This window comes from Aeromonas sp. PS2Canimalfood6 (assembly GCF_048276795.1).
GTDB lineage: Bacteria > Pseudomonadota > Gammaproteobacteria > Enterobacterales > Aeromonadaceae > Aeromonas > Aeromonas caviae.
The window spans coordinates 1-24,526 of the sequence record NZ_JBLUXC010000037.1 but is presented as its reverse complement, the minus strand read 5'-3'; the positions used below and the strand labels follow the sequence as shown (position 1 = coordinate 24,526).

17 protein-coding genes, 14 tRNA genes, 2 pseudogenes and 1 riboswitch are annotated in these 24,526 nt (G+C 62.4%); of the genes and pseudogenes, 19 read left to right on the top strand and 14 right to left on the bottom strand.

Going from position 1 to position 24,526, the window contains the following annotated elements; genetic code table 11:
• Window positions 1–72: 72 nt before the first annotated feature.
• On the bottom strand, window positions 73–1,350 hold the full coding sequence (locus tag ACNPAA_RS14645; protein ID WP_417891840.1) for an alpha/beta hydrolase: 1,278 nt from the start codon (window positions 1,348–1,350) through the stop codon (window positions 73–75).
• Between the two features lie 225 nt (window positions 1,351–1,575).
• Here ACNPAA_RS14645 and ACNPAA_RS14640 point away from each other — a divergent pair, with 225 nt between their 5' ends.
• Window positions 1,576–1,710, top strand: coding sequence for a hypothetical protein (locus ACNPAA_RS14640; RefSeq protein ID WP_417891839.1), 135 nt, complete (start codon window positions 1,576–1,578; stop codon window positions 1,708–1,710).
• Between the two features lie 43 nt (window positions 1,711–1,753).
• Here the strand turns inward: ACNPAA_RS14640 and ACNPAA_RS14635 are convergent.
• From ACNPAA_RS14635 to ACNPAA_RS14625, 3 genes are all read right to left on the bottom strand, one after another.
• Window positions 1,754–1,829, bottom strand: a tRNA-Asn gene (locus ACNPAA_RS14635).
• Window positions 1,830–1,833: 4 nt separating this feature from the next.
• A tRNA-Phe gene (locus ACNPAA_RS14630) sits at window positions 1,834–1,909 on the bottom strand.
• A gap of 183 nt (window positions 1,910–2,092) precedes the next feature.
• A complete protein-coding gene (locus ACNPAA_RS14625) occupies window positions 2,093–4,306 on the bottom strand; it encodes an immune inhibitor A domain-containing protein (RefSeq protein ID WP_270835675.1) in 2,214 nt (737 codons plus the stop codon).
• Between the two features lie 482 nt (window positions 4,307–4,788).
• Here ACNPAA_RS14625 and rraB point away from each other — a divergent pair, with 482 nt between their 5' ends.
• Window positions 4,789–5,136: a ribonuclease E inhibitor RraB gene (gene rraB / locus ACNPAA_RS14620; protein ID WP_080628938.1), complete on the top strand. Its 348-nt coding sequence runs from the start codon at window positions 4,789–4,791 to the stop codon at window positions 5,134–5,136.
• Between the two features lie 78 nt (window positions 5,137–5,214).
• Here rraB and ACNPAA_RS14615 read toward each other — a convergent pair whose 3' ends face one another.
• Window positions 5,215–7,188: a putative bifunctional diguanylate cyclase/phosphodiesterase gene (locus ACNPAA_RS14615; protein ID WP_417891838.1), complete on the bottom strand. Its 1,974-nt coding sequence runs from the start codon at window positions 7,186–7,188 to the stop codon at window positions 5,215–5,217.
• Window positions 7,189–7,359: 171 nt separating this feature from the next.
• Here ACNPAA_RS14615 and ACNPAA_RS14610 point away from each other — a divergent pair, with 171 nt between their 5' ends.
• Window positions 7,360–7,854: a hypothetical protein gene (locus tag ACNPAA_RS14610; protein WP_171865612.1), complete on the top strand. Its 495-nt coding sequence runs from the start codon at window positions 7,360–7,362 to the stop codon at window positions 7,852–7,854.
• Window positions 7,855–7,953: 99 nt separating this feature from the next.
• On the opposite strand, the gene ACNPAA_RS14605 is transcribed toward ACNPAA_RS14610, so the two are convergent.
• From ACNPAA_RS14605 to rsgA, 5 genes are read right to left on the bottom strand one after another with little or no spacing between them, the layout of a single operon-like run.
• On the bottom strand, window positions 7,954–8,355 hold the full coding sequence (locus ACNPAA_RS14605) for a hypothetical protein (protein WP_045525703.1): 402 nt from the start codon (window positions 8,353–8,355) through the stop codon (window positions 7,954–7,956).
• A gap of 2 nt (window positions 8,356–8,357) precedes the next feature.
• Window positions 8,358–8,609, bottom strand: a complete 252-nt coding sequence (locus ACNPAA_RS14600; RefSeq protein ID WP_010675489.1) for a DUF2960 domain-containing protein — start codon at window positions 8,607–8,609, stop codon at window positions 8,358–8,360.
• A 4-nt stretch (window positions 8,610–8,613) separates the two neighbouring features.
• The gene (locus ACNPAA_RS14595; protein ID WP_041212447.1) at window positions 8,614–8,862 is read right to left on the bottom strand and encodes a VF530 family DNA-binding protein; all 249 of its coding nucleotides are present in this window, start codon (window positions 8,860–8,862) and stop codon (window positions 8,614–8,616) included.
• Window positions 8,859–9,731, bottom strand: coding sequence for an archaetidylserine decarboxylase (gene asd / locus ACNPAA_RS14590; RefSeq protein ID WP_042014303.1), 873 nt, complete (start codon window positions 9,729–9,731; stop codon window positions 8,859–8,861). The genes ACNPAA_RS14595 and asd overlap by 4 nt, the downstream gene beginning before the upstream one ends.
• Window positions 9,732–9,760: 29 nt before the next feature.
• Complete coding sequence (gene rsgA, locus ACNPAA_RS14585; protein ID WP_039040203.1) at window positions 9,761–10,795, bottom strand: small ribosomal subunit biogenesis GTPase RsgA; 1,035 nt, start codon at window positions 10,793–10,795, stop codon at window positions 9,761–9,763.
• Between the two features lie 91 nt (window positions 10,796–10,886).
• Here rsgA and orn point away from each other — a divergent pair, with 91 nt between their 5' ends.
• From orn to ACNPAA_RS14545, 8 genes are all read left to right on the top strand, one after another.
• A complete protein-coding gene (gene orn, locus ACNPAA_RS14580) occupies window positions 10,887–11,432 on the top strand; it encodes an oligoribonuclease (protein WP_042014296.1) in 546 nt (181 codons plus the stop codon).
• Window positions 11,433–11,609: 177 nt separating this feature from the next.
• A tRNA-Gly gene (locus ACNPAA_RS14575) sits at window positions 11,610–11,685 on the top strand.
• Window positions 11,686–11,710: 25 nt separating this feature from the next.
• A tRNA-Gly gene (locus tag ACNPAA_RS14570) sits at window positions 11,711–11,786 on the top strand.
• 32 nt (window positions 11,787–11,818) lie between these two features.
• A tRNA-Gly gene (locus tag ACNPAA_RS14565) sits at window positions 11,819–11,894 on the top strand.
• Window positions 11,895–12,008: 114 nt separating this feature from the next.
• Window positions 12,009–12,084: transfer RNA gene (locus ACNPAA_RS14560), tRNA-Gly, on the top strand.
• Between the two features lie 24 nt (window positions 12,085–12,108).
• Window positions 12,109–12,184, top strand: a tRNA-Gly gene (locus ACNPAA_RS14555).
• Window positions 12,185–12,222: 38 nt separating this feature from the next.
• Window positions 12,223–12,298: transfer RNA gene (locus ACNPAA_RS14550), tRNA-Gly, on the top strand.
• Between the two features lie 24 nt (window positions 12,299–12,322).
• Window positions 12,323–12,398: transfer RNA gene (locus ACNPAA_RS14545), tRNA-Gly, on the top strand.
• A 568-nt stretch (window positions 12,399–12,966) separates the two neighbouring features.
• Here ACNPAA_RS14545 and ACNPAA_RS14540 read toward each other — a convergent pair.
• From ACNPAA_RS14540 to ACNPAA_RS14530, 3 genes are all read right to left on the bottom strand, one after another.
• Window positions 12,967–13,176, bottom strand: a complete 210-nt coding sequence (locus ACNPAA_RS14540; protein ID WP_005297820.1) for a cold-shock protein — start codon at window positions 13,174–13,176, stop codon at window positions 12,967–12,969.
• A gap of 294 nt (window positions 13,177–13,470) precedes the next feature.
• The gene (locus tag ACNPAA_RS14535; protein ID WP_010675484.1) at window positions 13,471–14,130 is read right to left on the bottom strand and encodes a LysM-like peptidoglycan-binding domain-containing protein; all 660 of its coding nucleotides are present in this window, start codon (window positions 14,128–14,130) and stop codon (window positions 13,471–13,473) included.
• A 99-nt stretch (window positions 14,131–14,229) separates the two neighbouring features.
• Window positions 14,230–16,332 carry a methyl-accepting chemotaxis protein gene (locus ACNPAA_RS14530; protein WP_346198950.1) on the bottom strand — a complete coding sequence of 701 codons (2,103 nt, stop codon included), beginning with the start codon at window positions 16,330–16,332 and terminating at the stop codon, window positions 14,230–14,232.
• Between the two features lie 263 nt (window positions 16,333–16,595).
• Between ACNPAA_RS14530 and gltX the strand changes: the two genes are divergently transcribed.
• The 7 genes and pseudogenes from gltX (at window position 16,596) to ACNPAA_RS14495 (ending at window position 19,077) form a co-directional block, all read left to right on the top strand.
• Complete coding sequence (gene gltX, locus ACNPAA_RS14525; RefSeq protein WP_043154316.1) at window positions 16,596–18,011, top strand: glutamate--tRNA ligase; 1,416 nt, start codon at window positions 16,596–16,598, stop codon at window positions 18,009–18,011.
• A 42-nt stretch (window positions 18,012–18,053) separates the two neighbouring features.
• Window positions 18,054–18,158: pseudogene (locus ACNPAA_RS14520) on the top strand (glutamyl-tRNA synthetase); the annotation flags it as partial.
• A gap of 366 nt (window positions 18,159–18,524) precedes the next feature.
• Window positions 18,525–18,600, top strand: a tRNA-Ala gene (locus tag ACNPAA_RS14515).
• A gap of 28 nt (window positions 18,601–18,628) precedes the next feature.
• Window positions 18,629–18,704, top strand: a tRNA-Ala gene (locus tag ACNPAA_RS14510).
• A gap of 63 nt (window positions 18,705–18,767) precedes the next feature.
• Window positions 18,768–18,843: transfer RNA gene (locus ACNPAA_RS14505), tRNA-Ala, on the top strand.
• Between the two features lie 48 nt (window positions 18,844–18,891).
• Window positions 18,892–18,967, top strand: a tRNA-Ala gene (locus ACNPAA_RS14500).
• A 34-nt stretch (window positions 18,968–19,001) separates the two neighbouring features.
• Window positions 19,002–19,077, top strand: a tRNA-Ala gene (locus ACNPAA_RS14495).
• A 448-nt stretch (window positions 19,078–19,525) separates the two neighbouring features.
• On the opposite strand, the gene ACNPAA_RS14490 is transcribed toward ACNPAA_RS14495, so the two are convergent.
• A complete protein-coding gene (locus tag ACNPAA_RS14490) occupies window positions 19,526–21,667 on the bottom strand; it encodes an ExeM/NucH family extracellular endonuclease (RefSeq protein ID WP_161470355.1) in 2,142 nt (713 codons plus the stop codon).
• Window positions 21,668–21,960: 293 nt separating this feature from the next.
• A riboswitch (cyclic di-GMP riboswitch) is annotated at window positions 21,961–22,044 on the top strand.
• Between the two features lie 145 nt (window positions 22,045–22,189).
• Between ACNPAA_RS14490 and ACNPAA_RS14485 the strand changes: the two are divergent.
• Window positions 22,190–24,361 (top strand): annotated as a pseudogene (locus ACNPAA_RS14485) (glycosyl hydrolase family 18 protein); the annotation flags it as partial.
• Window positions 24,362–24,526: the final 165 nt, after the last annotated feature.

Genomic DNA, 24,526 nt, shown 5'->3' with positions numbered 1-24,526 from the left:
CTTCCATGGGCGGGGCGGCTCATGGGCCGCCCTCGAACTTGTTGTCTAGCTGCGGGCGTGCGCCCGGCGGGATCAGCGATCCCGGTTCATGCGGATGAGCCGGTCCAGGATCCGCTCGCCATCGACCCGCAGGCCGTTGTGTTCGTACTCGTTGGTGATCCAGGCGCGGCTGTTGCCAAGCCCCTTCAGGGTGTCGCGGCTGTAGTCAAACTCCACGTACATGTCCTCGGCATAGACGGCGCAGGCCACCGGCACAGTGTTGCGGGCCAGCTGCGCCGGGTCGTAGAGGGGACCCCAGTCCGCTTTCTGGGCAAGCAGGTGGGCGGCCTCCTTCAGGGGAATGAGCTCGCGGAACTGCTCGAACATCCAGGGGAAGATCATCTCGCCGGTAAAGGCGAAATCTTTGCCGGGCGCCCAGGCCAGGGCAGGGAACTCCCTTCTCACCCGCTCGGCCGCCCAGTTGCTGGCACTCCCTTCGCAATAGATGAGCTCGTGCAGGATGGCGAACACCGGGTTGGTGTTGAACGGCTGCATGGCCTGCACCTGATAGAGGAAGGCGGGGTTGAGGCGTTCGCCGATGAAGGCGTCTTCCAGCAGGTAGTAAAGTGCCTCGAAGGCGCCGCTGGCCCCCAGATCCAGCCCCTGCTGCTGCAACTGCTCCACCGTCAGGCGCTGGCCGTTGGGTAGGCGCACATCGTAGTGGTGCAGGTGGTTGGCCAGCCGGTTGGCCAGGGCCTGGGCATGGGGGAAGCGGGTGAAGAAGGCGCGGTTCTTGTCCGCTACCCGCTGGTAGGTGGCGCGGTAGACCTCGTCTGCGCTGCGACCGATGGGGGCCACCCCGCCGGTGAGGTAGACCTCGTGCAGGCTGCCTGGGAACAGGGAGAGGTAGGTGAGGCTGCAAAAGCCGCCGAAGCTCTGGCCGAGCAGGCTCCAGGGGCGACCCGGGCTCAGCACTTCGCGAACGTACTCGGCGTCGCGCACTATGCTGTCGGCGCGAAAATGGCCGAGGTACTCCGCCTGCTGACGGCCAGTGAGCTGGGCCAGCGCCTCGGCGCTGATGGGGCTGGAGTGACCGGTGCCACGCTGATCGAGCAGCAGCACCCGAAACTCCTGCAGAGCCCGCTTGATCCAGCCGCTGGCGGCGGTCGGGCGCGGGGCGCCAAAGCCGGGCCCGCCCTGCAGGAACAGCAGCCAGGGCAGATCGTCATGCAGCTTGTCTTTGCGGCAGAGGGTGCGGCCGAACAGGGTGAGGGTCTCCTCCTCATCCGGTCGCTGGTGGTCGAGGGGCACGGTGAAGAAGCGGGGCTCGCAATGGATGCCGTCCAGTACGTAACGCAACGGGCTGCTCATCTGGGGTCTCCCTGAGGGTAGGAAAATCGTCGGCCTCATCATAGCCCTGGCGCAGGAGCGGGTCACGCCGGTTTTCCAAATTGTTAACATTGTTGCCAAGTGAAAACGGGGGGCCGCAGGGTGATGAATTTATTGTCGGCAAGAGAGTTGACGGTGGCGGGCCGGCTGCACAAAGATGGCTCGCCTGCCGACGGGGCAGGGGTTGTAACCGGACGAGGTGGCTTGATGAAGCCTGGGTGGAGACGATTGCGCAAAAAAGAGAAACGGGTGAACCCGGAGGGGATGCTGCAGACCGGCTTGTTGCTGTTCAGTGCCACCTGCGGCGCGACTCTGCTGCTGGCAGCTTGCAACGGCAGTTGACCGGAATGAAAAAAGCCCGCTCGATGAGCGGGCTTTTCAAATTTGGCTCCTCCTACTGGACTTGAACCAGTGACATACGGATTAACAGTCCGCCGTTCTACCGACTGAACTAAGGAGGAATTGTGGTGCCCAGAGACGGAATCGAACCGCCGACACGGGGATTTTCAATCCCCTGCTCTACCGACTGAGCTATCTGGGCAACGGCGCGCATTAAACCCTTTCTGAACGGATGTGTCAACCGCATGGCGCAGATAGTCGGACTGTTCGCTCAACAAGCGAGCAATCAGGGTGTTTGTTGGGCGGTTTGGCCTGTTTTCATCCTAGATTGCGGGTCGGCAGATGAAAAAAGGGGCCCTGGGGCCCCTTGTCATGGCTGTCGTGCTCAGTGGCGGCTGACGATGATCCGCCCGGTACTCATGTCACGGGCCTGACCGGTGACGCTGATCTTGAGCCCGTATTCGGGCAGCAGGCGACCGGCATCCGGGATCTCCTTGCTCTGGTAGCTGCGGGAATCCTTGAACACCCGGTTCGGGGTGATCCAGAAGTCGCGCAGCAGGGAGCCGCTCGGGTGCTTGAGGTTGAGCGGCTGCTGGAAGCCCAGGCTGAAGGTGGCGTCGTGGATCTGGTAGCGGGTGCCAGCCACGGCGCCGTCGCTCCACTTGAGGGTGTGCTGATCCGCATCCACCACCCCGAGGAAGCCCTCACCCGGGTGGACACCCACCCAGTTGTTGACCTGGCTGTTGTCCACGTACCAGAGCAGCATGCCCGGCTCGTAGCGCATCAACTGGTCGGCCACGTTGATGTGGGCCAGCCCCTTGTCCACTCCTGCATGGTTGCGCCACTCGGCCAGGTAGTAGTGATCCTTGGCCTCGTTGCCGTCGCTCTTCACGAAGCCGGCGAGGGTGAAGGGGGAGTTGCCCTCGGCACCGTCGCTCAGCAGGGTGTCGCCATCGGCGAGGATCTGCAGCTCGTCCACGAACAGCCCGTTCTCGGCCACGCCGCCGTCGCTCAGGTATTGCAGGGTCAGAGTGACCTGCTGACCGGCCCAGGGGGTGAGGTCGAACTCGGCATCGGTCCAGCCGTTGGAGTTGCCGGTGATGCCGACCCCGAAGCCGACTCCGTTGGGATCGTCACTGGTGGTCAGGTTGCCCGCGATGGGCTGGCCGTTGACCAGCACCCTGGCGTAGTCGTACCCCTCTTCAATCTGATACCAGGCCTTGAAGTTGAGGCTGGCGCTCTGTTTGCCGCTCAGATCCAGCTTGAGGCTCATGCGGTTGTCGAGGTTGTTGCCCTTGCCGCCGTGATACTCGTACTGGCCGGCGTAGGGCGGGTTGAGCGGGATCTGCTTGGCCGGCAGGTTGATGCGCACCACGTCGTCGTTGCGTCCCTTGTCGTTGGCCTGATCCAGCATGTAGACGTTGCCGCGCGGGCTGAGATCGGCGAGCTGCACATTGCTGCCGTGCAGCCAGTTGCCGCCGAGGGAGGCCTGCAGGAACTCCTTGGCCCAGGCGGAGAACCCGGTCGGCTCGGTGCCGCCGATGACCCCGGCCCAGGAGCCTGAGGACATGATGGACCATGTCGCCACCGGTTCGCCCTTGCCGGTGTACTTGGTGTCGTACTCGTCCGGCAGCCCCAGATCGTGGCCATATTCGTGGGCACAGACCCCGGCCGCCGCATCGATGGGCTGGATGGTGTAGTCGTAGGCGGCAAACTTGCCACCGAAGTTCTGGCTCGGGCTGCTGGTGCCCGGGATGGGGTAGGGGGCACCCAGGTTCCAGCGGTGCGCCCAGATGGCGTCTTCGCCGAGATCGCCGCCACCGGCCTCCTCGCCGACGCTGGAGTGGAAGATCATCAGGTGGTCGATGAGGCCGTCCGGCTCGTCCCGGTTGCCGTTGCCGTTGAGATCGTAGCGATCCTCCTGGTCAAACTCGGACAGATCGATGGAGGGGTCGCCCGCCACCTGGATCAGCGCCTCCTTCACCAGCTCCCGGATGGTGTTCGGAGTGGCATTGGCGCCGTAGTAGGCGGCGTTCTTGCTGGCGGTATACCAGCCCGCCACCTGGCCGCGCACGCTGTAGCTCTTGCCGGACTGCTGCTCGTAGAACTGGCGCATGGAGATGAACTGCTCGCCGTTCGGGCCGGCATAGCCCTTGGACGAGAACAGCAGGTCGTTGTAGTGCTCCGGGGTGTAATCCGGGTAGTACATCTTGGTGAGCTCGGGGCGGATGCTGTTCTTCGGGTAGTCGGGGAAGTCCACCAGGATGGCGAGGATCTTGTCCTTGCGCATCTTGCCCTGGTAGTGCTCCCGCTCGATGGACTTGAGCAGCAGGGTAGGCACCCGATCGCCGGGACGGGCGGTGCCGTTGAGGCGGATCTTCTTGAGGATGGTCTCCCGCACCTTGCCCTCTTTCACCGCCAGGGTACCGCTGTTGCCCTGATAGGTCCGCGACTTCTCGCGATAGTAGCTGGCGAGGGCCGCCTGCTCCTGCTCGGGGGAGGCCAGGGTCGGGATGCGGCCGCTCTTCTTGAGCATCTCCAGCACCTTCACCTCATCGGCCAGGGGGGGATCGAACGGACCGTGGACCGGGGCGGCCATGGCGTGGTTTCCAATCATAAGGGTTGAGCCGACAAGCAGGCTCATTATTGTTTTTTTAGGCATTATCTATGTGCTCCTTCACATGATAAAAAGGGAGCCTCACTGGCTCCTCTTTCCGTACGGGCGATGGATTGCCCGCGTTCCTTGATACACTCCGTGGATGGCCTTGTCACCGTCGCGCTGCTGGTGGATCCTGCTGATTTCAAACGGCTTGCTGGCGCTGTCGCGTGGTTTTGACACATCCGTGCAAAGCTCCATATGGAGCAATCCTGTTTTGGCGGCAGATTACCCTTTATTAACCTTTTGTGATGGCACCCCATTTGGGGTGGCTGCCGACGACGGCTTATCTTGGTCTGCCGCATTGAGCCGGATGGGCTGTGCGAGTATGCTTTGCCGCAACCGGGCCTGCGGGGCGGCAGATGGCCGAGATGGCACCGTCCGCGCTGGCATTTGATCACAACACAGTCGCATCTGGGGTTAATATGAGTCTTGATATGCAAGAGTGGCGCGAAGAGACCACCGCCATCGTCAACGAGTTGCTGGCCGATGGCAGCAACCCGGATCTGGAGTACGAGATTGAGCACCACTTTGCCTGCCAGGATTTCGATCTGCTGGAGAAGGCGGCGGTCGACCTGTTCAAGGCCGGTTTCGAAGTGACCGATGCCGAAGAGATGGAGCTGGATGACGGCGCCACCATCTTCTGCTTCGACGCCACCGTCGAGTGCAAGCTGGACATCGAGACCATAGTGGCGGACATCGCCACCATGCTGCCCATCCTCGAGAAATACGGCGTGGACTACGACGGCTGGGGTACCTACTTCCAGGAGTAAGCTGCCTGATGTGTGCCAGCCACTACTGCGCGCCAGAAACAACAAGGCCACCCTCGGGTGGCCTTGTTGTTGTGAGCATCACGCCTGTGGCAGCTGGTAGCTGCGGGCAAACTCGGCGGGGGGCAGCGGGCGGCTGAACAGGTAGCCCTGCAACCGGTCGCAGCCGGCCTGCACCAGCCACGCCTGCTGCTCTTGCGTCTCCACCCCTTCGGCGGTGATCTTGATGCCTAGCTCGTGGCCCAGCCCGATGACGGAGCGCACGATGGCGGTGGTGGCCTGGTTGGTGACCAGCTCCTGCGTGAAGCTTTTGTCGAGCTTGAGGGTCGCCACCTGCAGCCGTGGCAGGTAGGCCAGGCTGCAGTAGCCGGTGCCGAAGTCGTCGATGGCGAGCTGAAAGCCCGCCTCGATCAGGCAGGCCAGGTTGCTCTCTATCTCGTCGGCGTTCTCCATCAGCACCCCTTCGGTGATCTCCAGCTCCAGCTGCCAGGGGGCGAGGCCGTGACGCTCGATGCAGGCGAAGATCTGCGGGCAGAGCTCGGGATCGCGAAACTGCAGCGGCGACAGGTTGATGGAGAGCACCAGATCCGGCGCATCGGCCTGCCAGCGGGCCAGCTGGGCACAGCCCTGCTCCAGCATGTGGCAGCCGAGCAGACCGATGAGTCCCAGCTCTTCCGCCAGCGGGATGAACTCGTCAGGGGAGATCATGCCAAATTCGGGATGGGGCCAGCGGCAGAGCAGCTCGGCCCCGTGCAGCTGGCTGGTGCGGGTGCTGATAATGGGCTGGTAGACGGCGGTCAGCTGGCCGGACTTGATGGCGAGCGGCAACTGGGCCGCGATGAGCTGACGACGCTTGAGCGTGGCATCGAGTTCGGGATCGAACAGGGTGCAGTGCTGCTGCTGACGCTTGCCCTGGGCCAGGGCGGCCTCGGCGTGGCTCAGCAGCCGTTCGGCGTCGTTGGCCTTGCCGTGGGCGATGCCGAGGAACACCGGGATCTGGATCCTGTGCTCTTCCACCTGATAGGGGACCATCAACGCCCCCTGCAGACGGCTGCTCCAGTTGGCCAGCGGCTCGTTCAGTTCGGGCAGCAGCATGGCGAAATCGTCGGCGGCCACCCGGCACACCAGCGACTGGGGCGGGGCCAGCTGCTGCAGGCGACGGGCCACCTGGCTGAGCAGGCGGTCGGCGACCCGGATGCCGAAGCGATCGTTGATCTCGCGAAAGTGCTGCAGATCGACCAGCACTAGGCTCGCCTTGCGGGCGCCGAGGTGACGGCTGGTCTGCAGAAAGTGGGAGAGCTTGAGCAGGCCGGTCAGGCTGTCGTAGTGCTGCTCCTGCTGCAACTGGGCCTGGGTGGTGCGCAGGCCGGTGATGTCGCGGCTCAGGGTGAGGATGCCGAGGGAGTTGCCCTCGTCGTCCGGCACCTCGACCCGGGTCACCTCCAGATGGCGGCCCTGGCCGTTGGCATCCACCAGGCAGTATTCACCCCGTCCCATCGGCAGTTCGGTGGAGAGGCGGTGGGCCACCCGCTGGCCGAGGGCCTCGATGGCTGCCATCCCCATGAAGTCGAGAAAGGCCTGGTTGCAGTCGATCAGCAGCCCCTGGTGGTCTTCCAGCCGGATCGGATCCGGGATGGCGTCCAGCAGGCGGCGTTGCAGCAGCTGCTGCTGGCGAAAGGTCTGCTCCAGCTCCTTGCGCTGATCTATCTCGTTGACCATGCCAAACAGGGCCACCGGCTTGCCCTGCTCGTCGTAGAGCGGGATCTTGTGGATCTCCATCCAGCTGGTGGCGTCGCCGTTGTTGCAGTGCAACTGCTGATAGAGCAGGGGTTTACCCTCCGCCAGCAGGCGCAGATCCTCTTCCCGAAAGATGTCGCCCCAGGGCATGTCGGCATCCGTCTTGCCGACGAGATCCGCCGGCAGCGGCAGACCCGCCTGCTCCGTGAAGGCACGGTTGGCAAACAGGTAGCGCCCATCCGTATCCCGGCAGAAGATATTCATGGGTAGCTGGTCGATGATCTGCTGCAGCAGGGGCAGGGTGAGCAAGGAGTTCACACAGACACTCACGGGGGAAATTTCGAGCAAATCTATGATAGCAGGCTGGTTTTGTAAAGCTTGGGTTAAGGCTGACTCATTTCTGCCGATCCCTGCTGACAGTCTGTGTCGCTGCCGCCATAATAGCCGCCGGTCGGCCTAGGGCCGGATTATATGGATGAGAGAAGCAGCATGAAAAAGATAGTGGGAGTAGCACTGGCCCTGTTGATGGCCGGTTGTGCCAGCGACAACAATGGCGGCGAGCAGTACCGCTATACCCCGCCGGTAGCCAAGGCGACCAACAACACCCAGGAGATGCAGATCCCGGTGGATCTGGTGTGGGCCCGCGCCGAGAAGTGGTTTGGCGATCACGGCCTTAACATCGAAAACAGCCAGCGTGGCTCCGGCCTGATGACCGCCAACGTCGAGAATTCGGCCGACGGTCTGGAGTGGCTGGATTGCGGTACCATGGGCTCCAAGGTCGCACTGGGCAACCCCAACCTGCAGATCAACCTGATCATCACCCAGAGCGGCAACAACAGCGTGGCCACCGTCAACGTCAAGGGCAACACCCAGCTCTACTTCGTCGAGTCCTCCGGCGAGCGGGTACCGGCCCCCTCCATCACCCCGGTGTGCGTCTCTCGCGGCAGCCTGGAACAGAGCCTGTTCTCCACCCTCGGCAACTGATCCTGCCGGGTATCATAAAAAACCCCGTTGCGTGCAACGGGGTTTTTTATGCCTGCTCTGCGTCCATCAGGGCGTGAGGGGAGGGATGACGCCAGAGGATCAGGGGGTCAGATCACCGTGATAGAGCACATGGTCACCGGATTTGAGCACATAGCCCTTCCAGGGGAAGAGCTGATAGCCGCCGCCCTGCCAGGACCAGTTGCCCTCTTCGCCCTGGCGGACCAGCCGGATCGGCTCGCCCTCTGGCAGGGTCAGCTCGGCCTGACTCTGATCGGCATTGAACAGCACGAAAGCGCTGACGGTCTGACCGGCATCGGTCGGGTTGAGGCGAATGCCCTGCTCGAACAGCCGCACGCACTTGCCTGCCAGCGCCGACCATTGATAACCCGCGCTGCCGATGCAGCCATGTTCGTCGCGATCCGCGCCGACCAGGGGCTCCCTCGGTGTCGTGTTGCAGGCGGCCAGCAGCAGGGAGGCGGCCATCAGGGTCAGGGTGCGCATGCTTACTCCTTGGCGTCCCGTTCGATGACGATGTTGGAGAAGCCCAGCTCCTTGAAGTAGTTCTCCCGGTAATCCTTCACGCTCTTCTTGTCGCGGCGGCACACCTGGGCCAGCTGCTCTTCCATGGCGTGGAAGCGGGTCAGATCGATCCCCTCGGCGGCGGCAACGGCATCATAGATGCTGTTGAACTTGTCGTTGGCGTAGCCAATCTCCCTGGCCTGCTTCTTGTAGGTGTAGGTAATCTTGAACGCCATGGCGTCACTCCTTCTCTTTGGCCTGCTTGCGCTGGACGTACAGATAGAGGCTTTCGACCTTCTCTCTGGCCCAGGGGGTCTTGCGCAAGAACTTCAGGCTGGACTTGATGCTGGGATTATCGGTGAAGCAGCGGATATTGATCTGCTGCCCCAGCGCTTCCCAGCCATAGTGCGCGACCAGGGCGGTGACGATGGCCTCCAGGGTCAGCCCGTGCAGCGGGTTGTTCTTCTGGGAAGCGGGTTGATCGCTCATGCTTGCGCCGCCAGGGTGGCAAAGGGCTGACCCATGCGGGTGGTGACCCCGTTGGCCAGGTGCGGCTCGAAACCGGCCAGCATGCCCGGGCCAAACAGGCAGACGACTGTGCTGCCCAGCTTGAACAGGCCCATCTCGGCCCCCTTTTGCAGGGTGATGGCTTCATCGCCGGTGTAGTCCCAGCGCACCACCTTCTTCTCTTTGGTCGGCGCTATGTTGCCGGCCCAGATGGTTTCGATGCTCGCGACGATAGTGGCACCTACCAGCACCAGGGCCATGGGGCCGTGGGGGGTTCTGAAGGTGGCCACCACCCGCTCGTTGCGGGCAAACAGGTTGGGCACGTTCTCGGCGGTGAGGGGGTTGACGGAGAAGAGATCCCCAGGCACGAACACCATGCTCTCCAGCACGCCGTCCAGCGGCATGTGGATGCGGTGGTAATCCTTGGGTGCCAGATAGATGGTAGCGAAGTCGCCATCCTTGAACGGGGCTACCAGATCCTCATAGCCCCCCAGCAGCTCGCGGGCGCTGTAGTCGTGGCCCTTGGCCTGGATGATGCGACCTTGGCTGATGGGCCCGAGCTGGCTGACGGTGCCATCCACCGGCAGGGCCAGGGTCATGGCGTCTTCCACCACGGGGCGGATGCCGGGCTTGAGCTCGCGGGTGAAGAATTCGTTGAAGCTCTTGTAGTGGGCAGGGCTCTCGTGCAGCGCCTCGCTCATGTCGACCTGGTACTGCTTGATAAAGGCCTCGATCACCCTGGTGGTGAGGTTGCCCGCTTCGGCGGCGGCAAGTTTGCCCACCAGGCGGGAGAGGGCGTGTTTGGGCAGGCAGTATTGACCGGCAATTTTCAGGTTGTCAGTGATGCTCATGATCTTCATCTGGGAATGAGTTGAACGGGTCACAGCCGCGCCTGTTGGCGACCGTGGCGGGCTTCCTGCATGGTTTCCAGGATGCGGTGGTAGTTGTGGAAGCGATCGGCGCTGATGGCGCCCGCTTCAACCGCGGCGCGCAGGGCGCAGCCGGGATCATCCTTGTGGGTGCAGTCGCGGAACTTGCAGCCACCCAGGTAGTCGCGAAACTCGACGAAGCACCAGGTGATGCGGTCGGCTTCCAGGTGCCAGAGGGCGAACTCGCGGATCCCGGGGGAGTCGATGAGATCGCCGCCGCTCGGGAAGTGGTAGAGCCGCGCCGTGGTGGTGGTGTGCTGGCCGAGCCCCGAGTTCTCGGAGATCTCGCCGGTGAGCACGTCCAGCCCCGGCATCAGGGCGTTGGTGAGGGACGACTTGCCCACCCCGGACTGGCCCACGAAGATGCTGATCTTGTCGGTGAGCGCCGCCTTGAGGGCGTCGATGCCCTCACCGCTCTCGCAGCTCACCAGCAGCACCTCGTAACCGAGCTTGCGGTAGGTCTCGAGCTGGTGCTCGATACGGGCGCGGGCCGCGTCATCGAGCATGTCGACCTTGTTCAGCACGATGAGGGGCGCTATCTCCACATCTTCTGCCGCCACCAGGTAGCGGTCGACGATGTTGGTGGAGAACTCGGGCATCACCGCCGAGACGATGATGATCTGGTCGATGTTGGCGGCGATGGGTTTGACCCCGTCGTAGAAGTCCGGCCGGGTCAGCACCGAGTGGCGCGGATGCACCGCCTCGATGACGCCGGCAGTCGCGGCATTGAGGCCGGGGCGCCACACCACCTTGTCGCCGCACACCAGGCTGCTGATGCTGCTGCGCCGCAGGTTGCTGCGGTGGATGGCACCATCGCTCGCCTCGACATCCGCGTGCTGGCCGAAACGGCTGATCACCACCCCTTCGATGGCGGGGCCGAACAGGGTGTCATCTACCACTGTGGTGTGCTCTTTTTGCAGCCGCCGCTCGCGGTTGGCCTGGACGCGCCTTTGTTGACCCAGATTGAGTTTTGCTTTCTTTGCCACGGGGTTTGCCAGTTTATGAACAGATTCAAAGCCAGTATGATACATGCAAATTGGCAAAATTCCGCCATTCCTCCCAATAGAGAGAGCAATCATGACAGTCAGCGCGCAGAACCTGGTATGGATCGACATGGAGATGACGGGTCTGGACCCCGAAGAGAACGTGGTACTGGAGATCGCCACCATCGTCACCGACAAGGACCTGAACGTGCTGGCCGAAGGGCCGGTCATCGCCATCCACCAGAGCGAGGAAGAGCTGGGCAAGATGGATGACTGGAACGTCAACACCCACACCAAGAGCGGGCTGGTGGCCCGGGTCAAGGCGAGTGAATACGACGAGGCCAAGGCCGTTGCCGAGACCCTCGCCTTCATTCGCCAGTGGGTGCCGGAGCGCACCAGCCCCCTGTGCGGCAACAGCATCGGCCAGGATCGCCGCTTCATGGTCAAGCACATGAGCGATCTGGAAGCCTTCTTCCATTACCGCAACGTGGACGTCAGCACCATCAAGGAGCTGGTCCGTCGCTGGCAGCCTGAACTGCTGGATCAGTTCAAGAAGAGCGGCTCCCACCAGGCGCTGGATGACATCCGCGAATCCATCGCCGAACTGCAGTTCTACCGCGCCCACGTCTTCAAAATCTGAGTGGCTGGCAAGGGTTTGCCGTCGTTCGGTTGCTAAAATCAGCAGTTCGGCCAGCTTTTGAGCGAACGGCTGCAACCAGACAAAAAAGCCCTTGCAATTGGAATGTCTGCTCTTATAATTCGGCTCCCGTACAGTAGCGCAAGCAACCAAATGCTGTACGGTCTGTTTTCAGGTTTTGCGGGAATAGCTCAGTTGGTAGAGCACGACCTTGCCAAGGTCGGGGTCGCGAGTTCGAGTCTCGTTTCCCGCTCCAAAATGTTTGCTGATGACGTTCCGATGCGGGAATAGCTCAGTTGGTAGAGCACGACCTTGCCAAGGTCGGGGTCGCGAGTTCGAGTCTCGTTTCCCGCTCCAATCATCAGCACAGCCTCAAGACAATCCATGTTGCGGGAATAGCTCAGTTGGTAGAGCACGACCTTGCCAAGGTCGGGGTCGCGAGTTCGAGTCTCGTTTCCCGCTCCAATATGCAGTGCCGGAGTCACCGCGTTGGTAGAGCATGTTGAGTGCTTGCCAAGGCTGGGGTAGCGAGCGCGATTCTCGTTGCTGGCTCCAAAAATATGTAAGTGATATTCCGATGCGGGAATAGCTCAGTTGGTAGAGCACGACCTTGCCAAGGTCGGGGTCGCGAGTTCGAGTCTCGTTTCCCGCTCCAATCACTTGCAGATGACATTCTGTTGCGGGAATAGCTCAGTTGGTAGAGCACGACCTTGCCAAGGTCGGGGTCGCGAGTTCGAGTCTCGTTTCCCGCTCCAAACAGTGTCCGGTAGATATGTGTAAGTGACATTCCGTTGCGGGAATAGCTCAGTTGGTAGAGCACGACCTTGCCAAGGTCGGGGTCGCGAGTTCGAGTCTCGTTTCCCGCTCCAATCACTTGCAGATGACATCCTGTTGCGGGAATAGCTCAGTTGGTAGAGCACGACCTTGCCAAGGTCGGGGTCGCGAGTTCGAGTCTCGTTTCCCGCTCCAATCTCTCTTCGAACCCTTCGAACCCTTCGAACTCAATCTCTCCCCCAAGTACACGAATCCAGTTTCTCAGTACCATCACTGCCGCGTCCTGTTGGTAGAGCATGATCCGCGCTTGCCAAGGTCGGGGTCGCGAGTTCGAGTCTCGTTTCCCGCTCCAATCTCTCTTCGACGTCCTCATAATCCCTTTGAATTGAATTGCCCATCACATCGCGCCGCGATGACTTGTCGTATCCGGCGTTTGCCTGTTTTCTCTCTTCCCCGCACATCCCAAGTCATAAGACCAAGATGTATTGCTTGCTAATAGCCTCCCGGAGATCGGGCACAACCCTTTGCGGTCGGCTAACAGGCTTGGCAGGGCCTGAATGACAGACAGTGGCTCGCTATAAGTTAAAACCGGGGCATTTAACCAAAACTCATCATTTTGATTTATAGCGGCTGGTGGCGGCCATAAGCGGCTTGCAGGTGGGGATGGCAAGCCCGACAAGAGCTCTGCCGGTCGGGAAGGAAAGATCGCGGGCAAAAAAATAGGAGGGGCGATGGCTCCTCCTACGGGTTCACTGGCGCTGGCTCAGATAACGGTGACGTTCTCGGCCTGAGGGCCTTTTTTGCCCTGGGTCACAGTGAACTGGACTTTTTGACCTTCAGCCAGGGTCTTGAAACCTGCGCTCTGGATGGAGGAGAAGTGAACGAAAACGTCCGGTCCCTGGGATTGCTCGATGAAGCCAAAACCCTTGGTTTCGTTGAACCATTTTACTTGGCCGGTGCGAATGTCAGACATGTGGTAAGTCCTATCTATAACAAAATGAAACTAAGCCTGGTTGGGCAGCATTTGCCTGGAAGTCAGGGGTTGAAGCATGACTGACCACGTCTCTTTGTCCCAGTAGCATGTAGCACAATCCCTGTCTAAAGCCTGACCGATTGTACTGGAGCCCGATCCCTTGTCAATTTGGCACTTTTCATTTTTTGAGCGAGCTAAAAGTATTGTGAAGTCAGCAGCTTGTTTCATGCTTCACATCAAAAAAAACGGGAAGCCATGGCCTCCCGTCTGCATAAGAGGGGGTGGTCGAGCCCCTTATTCCTTGAGGGCGAACCCTTCCCCCTGGCGGTCGTAGCGGTAGCTGACCTGACCGAGAGAGCGGACCTCGACCCGCTGGATGCGGCGGCTGGTGTCCACCAGGATGAACACCGACTTGCCCGACTGCAGCCGGGTCAGCGGCCTGTCCGGCCCTTCGATGGCGATGAGCCGGCTGAGCTCGGCCCCCGGCAACTCGAACTTGCGGAAGATGGAGTAGAGGGTTTCACCGGCCTGTACGTCGTGCTGCAACCAGGTGCCATCCACTTTTTCCTCGACGGGCTTGGCGGCCTGGGGCTCACCGGCGTTGCCGACGGTCAGGGCCTGGGCCGGCACGGCCAGGGGGACCGCCAGAGAGCCTGACGGCGCCGTGGTGGGGGCGGCGGGGGCGGGCTCCCAGGCCAGCACCAGCAGCCAGAGCGGGATCAGCACCAGCAACCCTATGGTGTGTTTGCGGGGCAGGGGGCTTGCCAGCTTGAACGAGGCCGCCTTCGGCTCCTTGTTGCGCTGACCCAGGCCACTCATGCCCTGGCCGAGACGCTGACGCAGGGGCAGGGTAGCCGCGTTGATACGTTGGAGCAGGGTTCCTTGTGATTCGTCTTGGCGACGCTGCTGGGCTCGTCTGTTATGGCCACGTGGGCGACGGTCCGGGGTGGGCACGGCATTTACCTCTCACTACATTGCCTGCCATCAGGCAAATATGCCGCCTATGGTAAACGGACTCGCCCCCGAGGGGGAGAGTCCGGAGCATGAAAATTATCAGCTGAGACGAAACTGACCCAACAATTGCTGCAAACGTTCCGCCGCCTGACGCAAGGCCTGACTGGCGTTGGCCGTGCTGGTGGCGTCCCTGGCGATGTCGTTGGCCAGTGCGCTGGTTTTTGACAGATTGCCGGAGACAGTCTCGGAAACCGAGCTCTGCTCCTCGGCGGCGGAGGCGATTTGGTAGGTCATGTCGTTGATGGTGGCGATGGCCTGGAAGATGCTGCCGAGGGCCGCCTCCGCCTGATCCGCTTCCCCCACCGCCTGATGGGTCAGCTGCTGGCTCTGCTGGATGGCGTTGACCGCGTTGGTGGAGCTGTGGCGGATCTTGTCGATCAGCTCCTGGGTATTCTGCACCGCCTGCTGGGTGTTGCCCGCCAGCTTGCGCACCTCGTCGGCCACCACCGCAAAACCGCGCCCCTGCTCGCCGGCCCGGGCCGCCTCGATGGCGGCGTTGAGTGCCAGCAGGTTGGTCTGATCGGCGATCCCCTGGATGACGGTGAGGATGCTGGTGATCTGCTCGCTGTCGTGAGCCAGCCCTTCCACCACTTCGGCTCCCTTGCCTGCCTCGGCGGCCACCTTGTGCATGGAGTGGATCACCCGCTGGAAGCGTACCTTGCCCTCGTCCGCCGCGCTCTGGGCCTGCTTGGCGGAGTCGGCGGTGTTGTTGGCGTGGGTGGCCACCTCCTGGCTGACGTAGGACATCTCCTGTACCGCGGTCAGCATCTGCTCCATTTCCGCCTGGTGATGCTGCAGGTTGCTGTCGGTCTGTCCGGCGATGCGATCGGTATCCCCGGCGTGGCGATGGACCTCGCTCGCGGTCTTCTGCACATCCCCGAGCAAGGCCTGCAGCTTGTCGATGAAGCGATTGATGCCCCGGGCCAGGGCCCCCAGCTCGTCCCGGGAGCGGCTCTCCAGGCGCTTGGTGAGATCCCCCTCGCCGTCGGCGATGTCATCCACCAGGCTCACCATCTGGCGGATGGGGCCCGTGATGCTGCGGGCAATGACCAGCATGGTGCCAAGGGCCAGCGCCAGTACGATGAGGGCACCGATGAGCTGCTGGGTCATGGCGGCGCGGTTCATGTCGGTGAGCTGGCGTGCCAGCTCGTCCGCTCCCGCCAGCACCACCTTGTAGGGCAGGGTGACGATGATGGCCCAGTTGCGGGCCATGCCGGGCACCGCAATGGGCACCGAGATGCGAAACGCGTCGGTGAGCTCCTGGCGCTGCACGTCCGGTTTGAGGTACTGCTGCCAGCCGTTGCCGAGCACCTTGTCGGCGCGGCTGCCGAGCAGGCTGGCGTCGCCGCTGGTGCCGGTGATGACGCCGGCGGCGCTGACGATCAGGGTCTCCCCCTTGCCGTCATAGATGTTGCTGTTGAGGGACTGGGCCTGGCGGCTGATGGAGTCCACCGCCAGATCCAGCGCGGCGATGCCCTTGAACCGGCCATCCACCAGGATGGGGGTGGTGATGGTGCTCACCAGCACCTGCTGGCCGTTGATGTCCACCTTGAAGGGATCGATGAGGCAGGGGCGCCCCTCCCGTTTCGGGCAGGCGTAGTAGTCGTTGGCCGGGTTGCCGAACTCGTCCGGATCGCTCTTCTCGATGGAGAGCAGCAGATCGCTGCCGATCTGCTCCTTGTCGCGATAGAAATAGGGAACGAAGCGCCCCTTGTCGTCACTGCCGAGCGCGCTCTGGCCGGCGAAGCTTTCGTCCTGGCCGTCGAAGCCGTTGGGCTCGAAGCCCGCGAAGGCGCCATAGAGCTGGGGCTCCAGGGCAAGCTGGGCCTTGAGCAGATCGGTGGCTTGCTGGCGATCCAGCGGCAGCTTGCCCTCCTGCTGGCGGGCGAAGACGCTGGCCATCTGCTGGGTGTAGGAGAGCCCCTTTTGCAGCAGCTGGGTGATGGTGGCGGCCTCGGCGCGGGCGTTGGCGCTCACCTTCTGCCACGCCTCCTGTTGCAGGGCGGCGCGGCTGGAGTCGATGGTGAGCTGCTGGGTCTGCCGGCCTGAATACTGGTTGAGCAGGATCAGGATGACCAGGGCCGTGGTCATGGCGACACCGGCCAGTACCAGGATACGATTCTGGATAGAACGAAACTGCATCGCGCGTTCCTTGTATCGTTGAGGGTTCGTTGACGGGGTGACTGAAGTATCGGCTGTGCGGGAGATCTCTCCAGCAACCTCGCCTAGCTAAGCGGGAAAAAAGGGAAAATTCTGAGACATCACTCTAAAACAGCGGTTTTTGCGGGAATAGACCCTATTTTCCCCTCTGCCTCGCCATGGTTTTCCCATCCGTCATTGTCGGTGCTAAAATGCGACGGTTTTTTTAACGAATTGGCCCAAGGCCCTCTACACAAGGCTTAAAGATGAAAGTCAAAACCCGTTTTGCTCCCAGCCCGACCGGCTTTTTGCATGTCGGCGGTGCCCGTACCGCACTCTATTCCTGGTTGTTTGCAAAGAACCAGGGCGGTGAGTTTGTGCTGCGTATCGAGGATACCGATCTGGAACGTTCCACTCAGGAGGCCATCGACGCCATCATTGAGGGCATGGAATGGCTGGAGCTGAACTGGGATGAGGGCCCCTACTACCAGACCAAGCGCTTCGATCGCTACAACGGCCTCATCGACGAGATGCTGGCCGACGGCCGTGCCTACAAGTGCTACTGCTCCAAGGAGCGGCTGGAAGCGCTGCGTGAAGGCCAGATGGCCAACGGCGAGAAGCCCCGCTATGACGGCAAGTGCCGGGATGGCGCCCACGATCACCCTGCCGATGCGCCCCACGTGATTCGCTTCCGCAACCCGACCGAAGGCTCCGTGGTGTTCGATGACCACGTCCGTGGCCGCATCGAGTTCGCCAACACCGAGCTGGACGATCTCATCATCCGCCGTACCGACGGCGCGCCGACCTACAACTTCTGCGTGGTGGTCGATGACTGGGACATGGAGATCACCCACGTGGTGCGTGGGGAAGACCACATCAACAACACCCCGCGCCAGATCAACATCTACAAGGCGCTGAACGCGCCGGTACCGGAGTTTGCCCACGTCTCCATGATCCTGGGTGACGACGGCGCCAAACTCTCCAAGCGCCACGGCGCCGTCTCCGTCATGCAGTACCGTGACGACGGCTACCTGCCGGAAGCGCTACTGAACTATCTGGTACGTCTGGGCTGGTCCCATGGGGATCAGGAGATCTTCACCCTCGACGAGATGATCAAGCTGTTCAGCCTGGATGCCATCTCCAAGTCCGCCTCCGCCTTCAACACCGACAAGCTCTTGTGGCTGAACAATCACTACATGCGCAGCCTGGATCCGGCCTATGTGGCCAAGCACCTGGCCTGGCACATGGAACACCAGCAGATCGACACCAGCAATGGTCCGGCGCTGGCCGACGTGGTCACCCTGCTGGCCGAGCGCTGCAACACCCTGGTGGAGGTGGCTGCCCAGAGCCGCTACCTGTTCGAAGAGTACGAGGCCATCGACGAAGCCGCTGCCAAGAAGCACCTGCGCGGTGTGGCTGCCGAGCCGCTGGCTCTGGCCAAGGCCAAGCTGGCGGCCCTGGAGACCTGGACCACCGAGGCGCTGCACGAGCTGATTGAAGCGACCGCCGCCGAGCTGGGTCAGGGCATGGGCAAGGTCGGCATGCCGCTGCGTGTGGCCGTCACCGGTCTGGGCCAGTCTCCTGCCATCGATGCCGTGATGGCGCTGGTGGGCAAGGAGCGGGTCCTCGCCCGCATCGACCGCGCCCTAGCGTATATCGAAGCGCGCATGGCCGCCGAGTAAGCTTGCCGTCGCACATTGCCGTCACCGGTCTGGGGTAATCTCTCCCCCGCCATCGACGCAGTGATGGCGCTGGTGGGCAAGGAGCGGGTCCTCGCTCGTATCGACCGCGCTTTGGCGTATATCGAAGCGCGCATGGCCGCCGAGTAATTCAGAGCGCCGATACGGGTCAGTCCCCTGGCATCGCCGACGCCGTGATGGCGCTGGTGGGCAAGGAGCGGGCCTCGCTCGTATCGACCGCGCCCTGGCGTCTATCGAAGCGCGCATGGCCGCAGAATAAACATCGGCCATGGCATGAAAAGGGCCCCCTGACGGGGGCCCTTTGTATTTTGGCCTCAAGCGGATTTGCGACGTAAAACAGCGACATAGCGACGAGGTTGGCGGTAAAAACAGCTAACTGCCTGAATTTTGACTAAACGCTCCAGCGGGTGAGAATTTTGGGTTGACAGCAAAGCGGGTGATGCCTATCATGCGCCTCCGTTGCCAGAGATAACTTTGGTAGCGCCGAGGTGAGTTGGGGTTATAGCTCAGCTGGGAGAGCGCTTGCATGGCATGCAAGAGGTCCGCGGTTCGATCCCGCGTAGCTCCACCAAATTCTCCTCGAACAATCTGGAGTCCAAGGGGTTATAGCTCAGCTGGGAGAGCGCTTGCATGGCATGCAAGAGGTCCGCGGTTCGATCCCGCGTAGCTCCACCAGGTTCCCGATTGACATGAAGTACCCAGGGCAGTGCGGTGTGTATCACCCAGGCCGACCTTTGTGGGGTTATAGCTCAGCTGGGAGAGCGCTTGCATGGCATGCAAGAGGTCCGCGGTTCGATCCCGCGTAGCTCCACCATTATTGAGGATGAATGGCCGCCAGAACCATTCATTCAGTACCGAATTTGGGGTTATAGCTCAGCTGGGAGAGCGCTTGCATGGCATGCAAGAGGTCCGCGGTTCGATCCCGCGTAGCTCCACCAAATTCAGAGTGATTCAGTGTCACTCACACACATCGGGGTTATAGCTCAGCTGGGAGAGCGCTTGCATGGCATGCAAGAGGTCCGCGGTTCGATCCCGCGTAGCTCCACCATATTTCGCAAGAAAGCACCAAGGCCACCGCATCGCGGTGGCCTTTTTGTTTGCCTGTCATTTGGATTTCCCATGATCTCGCCCTTTGCATTTGTCTGGCAAATGGCGCTTCACCCTGTCCGCGAGGGCATCAGCGGCCCTGGCCGCTGCTGACGGGGATTGGCGCCGATGCCGCCATGGCCATGGCGCGGGCTGCGCGACGCCATCCTCTGCCGTGTGGTGGTTGGTTCGTTCGGCAGCCTGCGGGATACGCCATCCGGCCCCTGGTGTCAGTACCGGGTTTCCCCGTCGACAGGGTACCAGCCCCTGGGAAAGGGGCGAGGCGGGGGCAACAGGGTATTTATTAATCCCATGATGTGGCCCTTTGCATTTGTTTTTCAAATGGCCCTGGCACAAAAAAAGCCCGCGATCATCGCGGGCTTTGCACCTGGCATCGAGGATGCCGCGTCTTAGCGACGGCGCCGCCAGGCGAGCGGCAACAGGGCCAGCAGCAGGGCGCCCATGGCGCCGCCACCCCCCTTGCTCGCTTCCTTGAGCTTGAGGTCAACGATGACGGGGTCGTGGTCCGAGGCGCTGAAGGGGTTGTCCGACTTGATGAGATCGCCGGTGTAGGCGCTGCCATATTCGAACAGGTTGCTCTCGAAGGAGTTGATGTGCCAGTCGGCCACCGCCACCACCTTGTCAGCCAGCGCCGGGTTGGCGAGGGCGTAGTCCAGGGTGCCGAGCTCGGCCTCGTAGCTGTAGGAGATGGCCTTCTCCTGGTTGAACTTGACGTTCAGATCCACCAGGCCGTAACCCTTGGCCACCGTCTGGCCCATCTGCTCATAGGGCTTGTCGCCGATGTAGGTGTGGGAAGCGGAGCGGATCTGGCGCTCCCCCGCGACCGGCGCATAGTCGGTCAGCACCCGGATGGGATCCTCCTTGGCGTAGGAGTTGAAGTCCCCCACCAGCAGCACCTGGCCCGGCATCTTGCTCACCGCCTCCCCCAGCACCTTGGCGGCGCTCACCCGAAACTCGGTGCACTTGCCCTGCAGATCCGCAGGCTCCGTCTTGCCATCCCCGTTCTCATAGCAGCCCGACCCCTTGGACTTGAGGTGGTTGACCACCAGGGTCAGGGGGGCGTCGCTGCCCGCCACGGTGAAGCGCTGGACCAGGGAGTCCCGCTGACCGGCGCTCTTGGTGACGCCGCCCGTGGTGTAGCGCTGCTGGGGCAGGGGGATGACGTCGGCATCCCCGCTCGGGGTGAGCAGGGCGGGGCGGTAGATCATGGCCACCATGATGGCGTCGCCGCCAAAGAAGCGATCCTCCGTGAGCAGGGCCTTGGGCAGGGTGACGAAGGCGTAGTGCTTGCTCGCCTCCTTCTGCCTGGCGTTGAGGCTCTCCACCAGATCGTGGAGGGCGGCGTGCTCGTCAAAGCCGTTGTTCTCCATCTCCATCAGGCCGAGCAGGTCGGCGTCCATCTCGGTGATGGCGTTGACGATCTTGGCGCGCTGCAACTGGAACTCCTCCAGGCTCTTGGCGCCGCGGTTGCAGCCCTTGGCGCTGTCCGCATCCGCCTGATCCGCGCAGAGCACGTTGAGGGCGCCCCCCACGCTGGAGTGGCTGGTGAAGTAGTTGAGCACGTTGAAGCTGCCGATGCGAAGGTCAGAGCCATCCAGCCGGGCCGGGGCGCTCTGGCGGTCGTTGTCGCCGGTGCGCAGCAGATCCCCCGCGGTGATGGTCTGATCCCGGGGCACGATCAGGCGGTACTCGTTGTAGCTGTAGCCGACCATGGCCTCCAGATTGACCGGGGCATCGCCGATGCGCAGGTAACCCTGCTCCGGCTCCCAGGCGGGCAGCCAGGGGAGCTTGCCGTCCCCCGCCTTGAAGTCCGACTCGAGGAAGACCCGGTTGCTGGCGTTGGCCTCGGCCAGCGCCACGGCCTCGGGGCTGCTCGCCACATGGAGCTGGGTCGGCTTCATCAGCGGGGCGCCGTGAGCGAGCACCAGGTTGTTGCGCCGGGCGGCATAGTCGTAGCTGAAGTTGCGGCTGATCTTGAGGGCGCTGTCGGCGTCAAGGCGCACCCGCATCCCTTCGTGACGCTCAAGGGCCCGGGCCAGGGTTTCCCCCTCCAGTACCCGCAGCGCCGTGGCGGCCGGGGCGGCGCCCTGGGCCAGGGTCGTCAGGCGCGGCGTGCTGCCGTCAAACAGGGGCTTGAGCTGGGTGTGGCCGTAATACTCCTCGACCTTGGCCTCCAGACAGACCAGGGCACCCGGCTGGATATCCGGGTACTTGCTGGCGAAGTTCTTGTCGTTGAGGTAGACGAAAATGCCGTCCGACGTCTCGGGGTTGCCGTCCCCCTGCACATCCAGCAGGTAGAAGCCCTTGTTGAGGCTTTCCCCCAGACCCGAGACCACCGCCTTGACCGAGACGCTCTGGGCGCTTTCGAACTGATCGTCCGGGACGAGGGGGCTCTTGTCGCCACTGCCCTGGATGGCGGGGATGGGGGTGAGGGCACTGTCGGCCGGGCAACTGAAGCCGGCGGCGTAGAGAGACGGGGACGCGAGCGCGAGCCCCACGGCCAGCGACAGCAGGGTAGGTGTTCCTTTCATGGGTATTCCTTTTTTTATTTTTGCCAGTGTTTCCATAGCCTTGGCATCGTGGCCAAGGGCGCGCATTGTCACATTTCTGGCAGCTCTGACCAGTGAACCAACGCACATTATGAGGAGACAAAGGAGCCCATCTGCCATTTTTTGACGTGGCTAACAGTTTGATATTGATGATCTATTTGTCATCAGGTGGGAGCGAAAAGTGTGAGGCGGCCAGCATTCACATATTTTCCTTCGAGAATAAAGATTGAGCAGTGGTCACTTGCTTCCTATACTCGAGCCGTTCCTCACGGAACCCAGGCAAAGGGCAAACCGGCAGTGATGCCGGGACGCAAAGCCTCCGATCTGTCCCATCCGGGCCAGACAGCGGGGTTACCCAGGGTGACTTGAGGGTTTGTGGCCCGTCCATGGCCTGTTGTCGCTCCCTTGTTCCCTGTTGCGATTGCGCTTTTCCCGGTATTGAAGCCAAGACAAAACAAGGAAGATAACAATATGCAACAGATCTTGAGGCCCAGCAGGCTTGCCATGCTGGTCGCCCTTGCGGCCGTCCCTGCCTGGGCGCAGGCTGCTTACCCCGCCTATCAGGCCGGCACCGCCTACAAGGCTGGCGACATCGTCAGCAACGCAGGCGCCCTCTATGAATGCAAGGAATTCCCTTACTCCGGCTGGTGCGGCGCGTCCCCCTATCACTACGCCCCCGGGGTGGGGGTGGTCTGGGCCGATGCCTGGAAGCTGTATGGTGGCGAGGTGCCGCCGCCGGCCCTGGTCGTCGCCATCGGCTCCCCCGCCGTGGGTGCCAGCGTCAGCGAGGGGGCCAGTGTGGCCCTGGCGGTGACGCTGAGCGGCCCGGTCACGGCGCTCGCCCGGGTGGAATACCTCATCGACGGCGCTCTGGTCGCCACCGCCACGGCTTCTCCCTGGAGTGCCAGCTGGTCTGCCGCCGGTGCGGGCAATCACGCCCTCAAGGCCCGGGCGCTGGATAAAGACGGCAAGGTGCTGAGCGAGGCGGATTCGAGCTTCAAGGTCGCCGCCGTGGTGGCGCCAGAGGCGCCCAGGGTGAGCATCGCAAGCCCCGCCGCCGGTGCCAGGGTGACCCTGGGCCGCGCCCTCACCGTGAGCGGCAATGTCACCGATGCCAATGACGACGTCGCCAAGGTCGAGCTCTTCGTGAATGGCCAGAAGGTGGGCGAGGACACCAGCGCCCCCTGGCAGCTGAGCTGGACGCCCCAGAACAAGGGGCTGACCGGCCTCAAGCTGGTGGCGACCGACAAGAGCAACCTCTCTGGCGAGTCGGCCCAGGTGGACGTGCAGGTGGAAGAAGCGGCCCTGCCCCCTACCGGCGGCAACCTCTCCTGCGACGTGCGCCAGATCTACCGCGCCGACGGCAGCGAGTGCATGGGGGATGACCACGGCCGCCGCGTCATCGGGTATTTCACCTCCTGGCGCACCGGCAAGAACGGCCTGCCCGCCTACCTGGTGAGCGACATTCCCTGGGACAAGATCACCCACATCAACTACGCCTTCGCGGCGGTGGACGAGCAGAGTCACACCATCAAGGTGGATGACGCCGCTACCAAGCTGACCTGGAACGGGGTGCCGGGCGCCGAGATGGATCCGGAGTTCGCCTATCAGGGTCACTTCAACCTGCTGTCCAAGTACAAGAAGCAGTACCCGGACGTGAAGACCCTCATCTCCGTCGGGGGCTGGGCCGATACCCGCGGCTTCTACGCCGCCACCACCAAGGGCGACTGCTCGGTCAACACCGCCAGCATCAACGCCTTTGCCGACTCGGCCGTGGGCTTCATCCGCCAGTACGGCTTCGATGGGGTGGATATCGACTACGAGTACCCCACCTCCATGAAGGATGCGGGCAACCCCAACGATTTCCCGCTCTCCAACCAGTGTCGCGGCAAGCTCTTTGCGAACTATGAAGTGCTGATGAAGACCCTGCGCAACAAGCTCGACAGCGCCGGCACCGAGGACGGTCGCAAGTACATGCTGACCATCGCCTCGCCGGCCTCGGCCTACCTGCTGCGCGGCATGGAAAACTTCCAGGTCACCCAGTACCTCGACTACGTCAACCTGATGACCTATGACTTCCACGGTGCCTGGAACCACTTCGTCGGTCACAACGCCGCCCTGTTCGACAACAAGGCGGATCCCGAGTTGTCCCAGTGGGGTGTCTACACCCAGGCCCAGTTTGGCGGCATCGGCTATCTCAACTCCGCCTGGGCGGCCCACTACTTCCGTGGTGCCCTGGCGGCGGGCAAGATCAACATAGGGGTGCCCTATTACACCCGTGGCTGGCAGGGGGTCACCGGTGGCACCCACGGTCTGGGTGGCAAGGCGGCGCTGCCGAGCCAGAGCGATTGCCAGCCGGGCACCGGTGGCAGCACCATTCCGTGCGGCAACGGGGCGGTAGGCATCGACAACATCTGGCATGACCTTGACAAGAACGGCAAGGAGATTGGCGGTGGCGCCGTGCCCATGTGGCATGCCAAGAACCTGGAGCACGCGGCCAGCCTCGGCATCACCACCCTGCCGAGCTACGGCCAGGCCTGGGGTCTGGATCCCAACAACCCGGCCCACGTGATGCAAGGCCAGTATGTGCGTTACTACGACGACAAGGCCCATGCGCCCTGGCTCTGGAACGAGCAGAAGAAGGTGTTCCTCTCCACCGAAGATGAAGAGTCCTTGACATCCTCCCCCACCTTAGCGCTTCGCGTCACAGGAGGGGGATCCCCATTACTGGGTGATAGCTGCTCGCGCAGTACCGGGTTCCTGCTTCATCGGGCGGCCTGATTGCACCGCGCCTCCACAGGCTAAAACGGCGTGTCCCGCCGCTAAAATATTGCGAGCGCC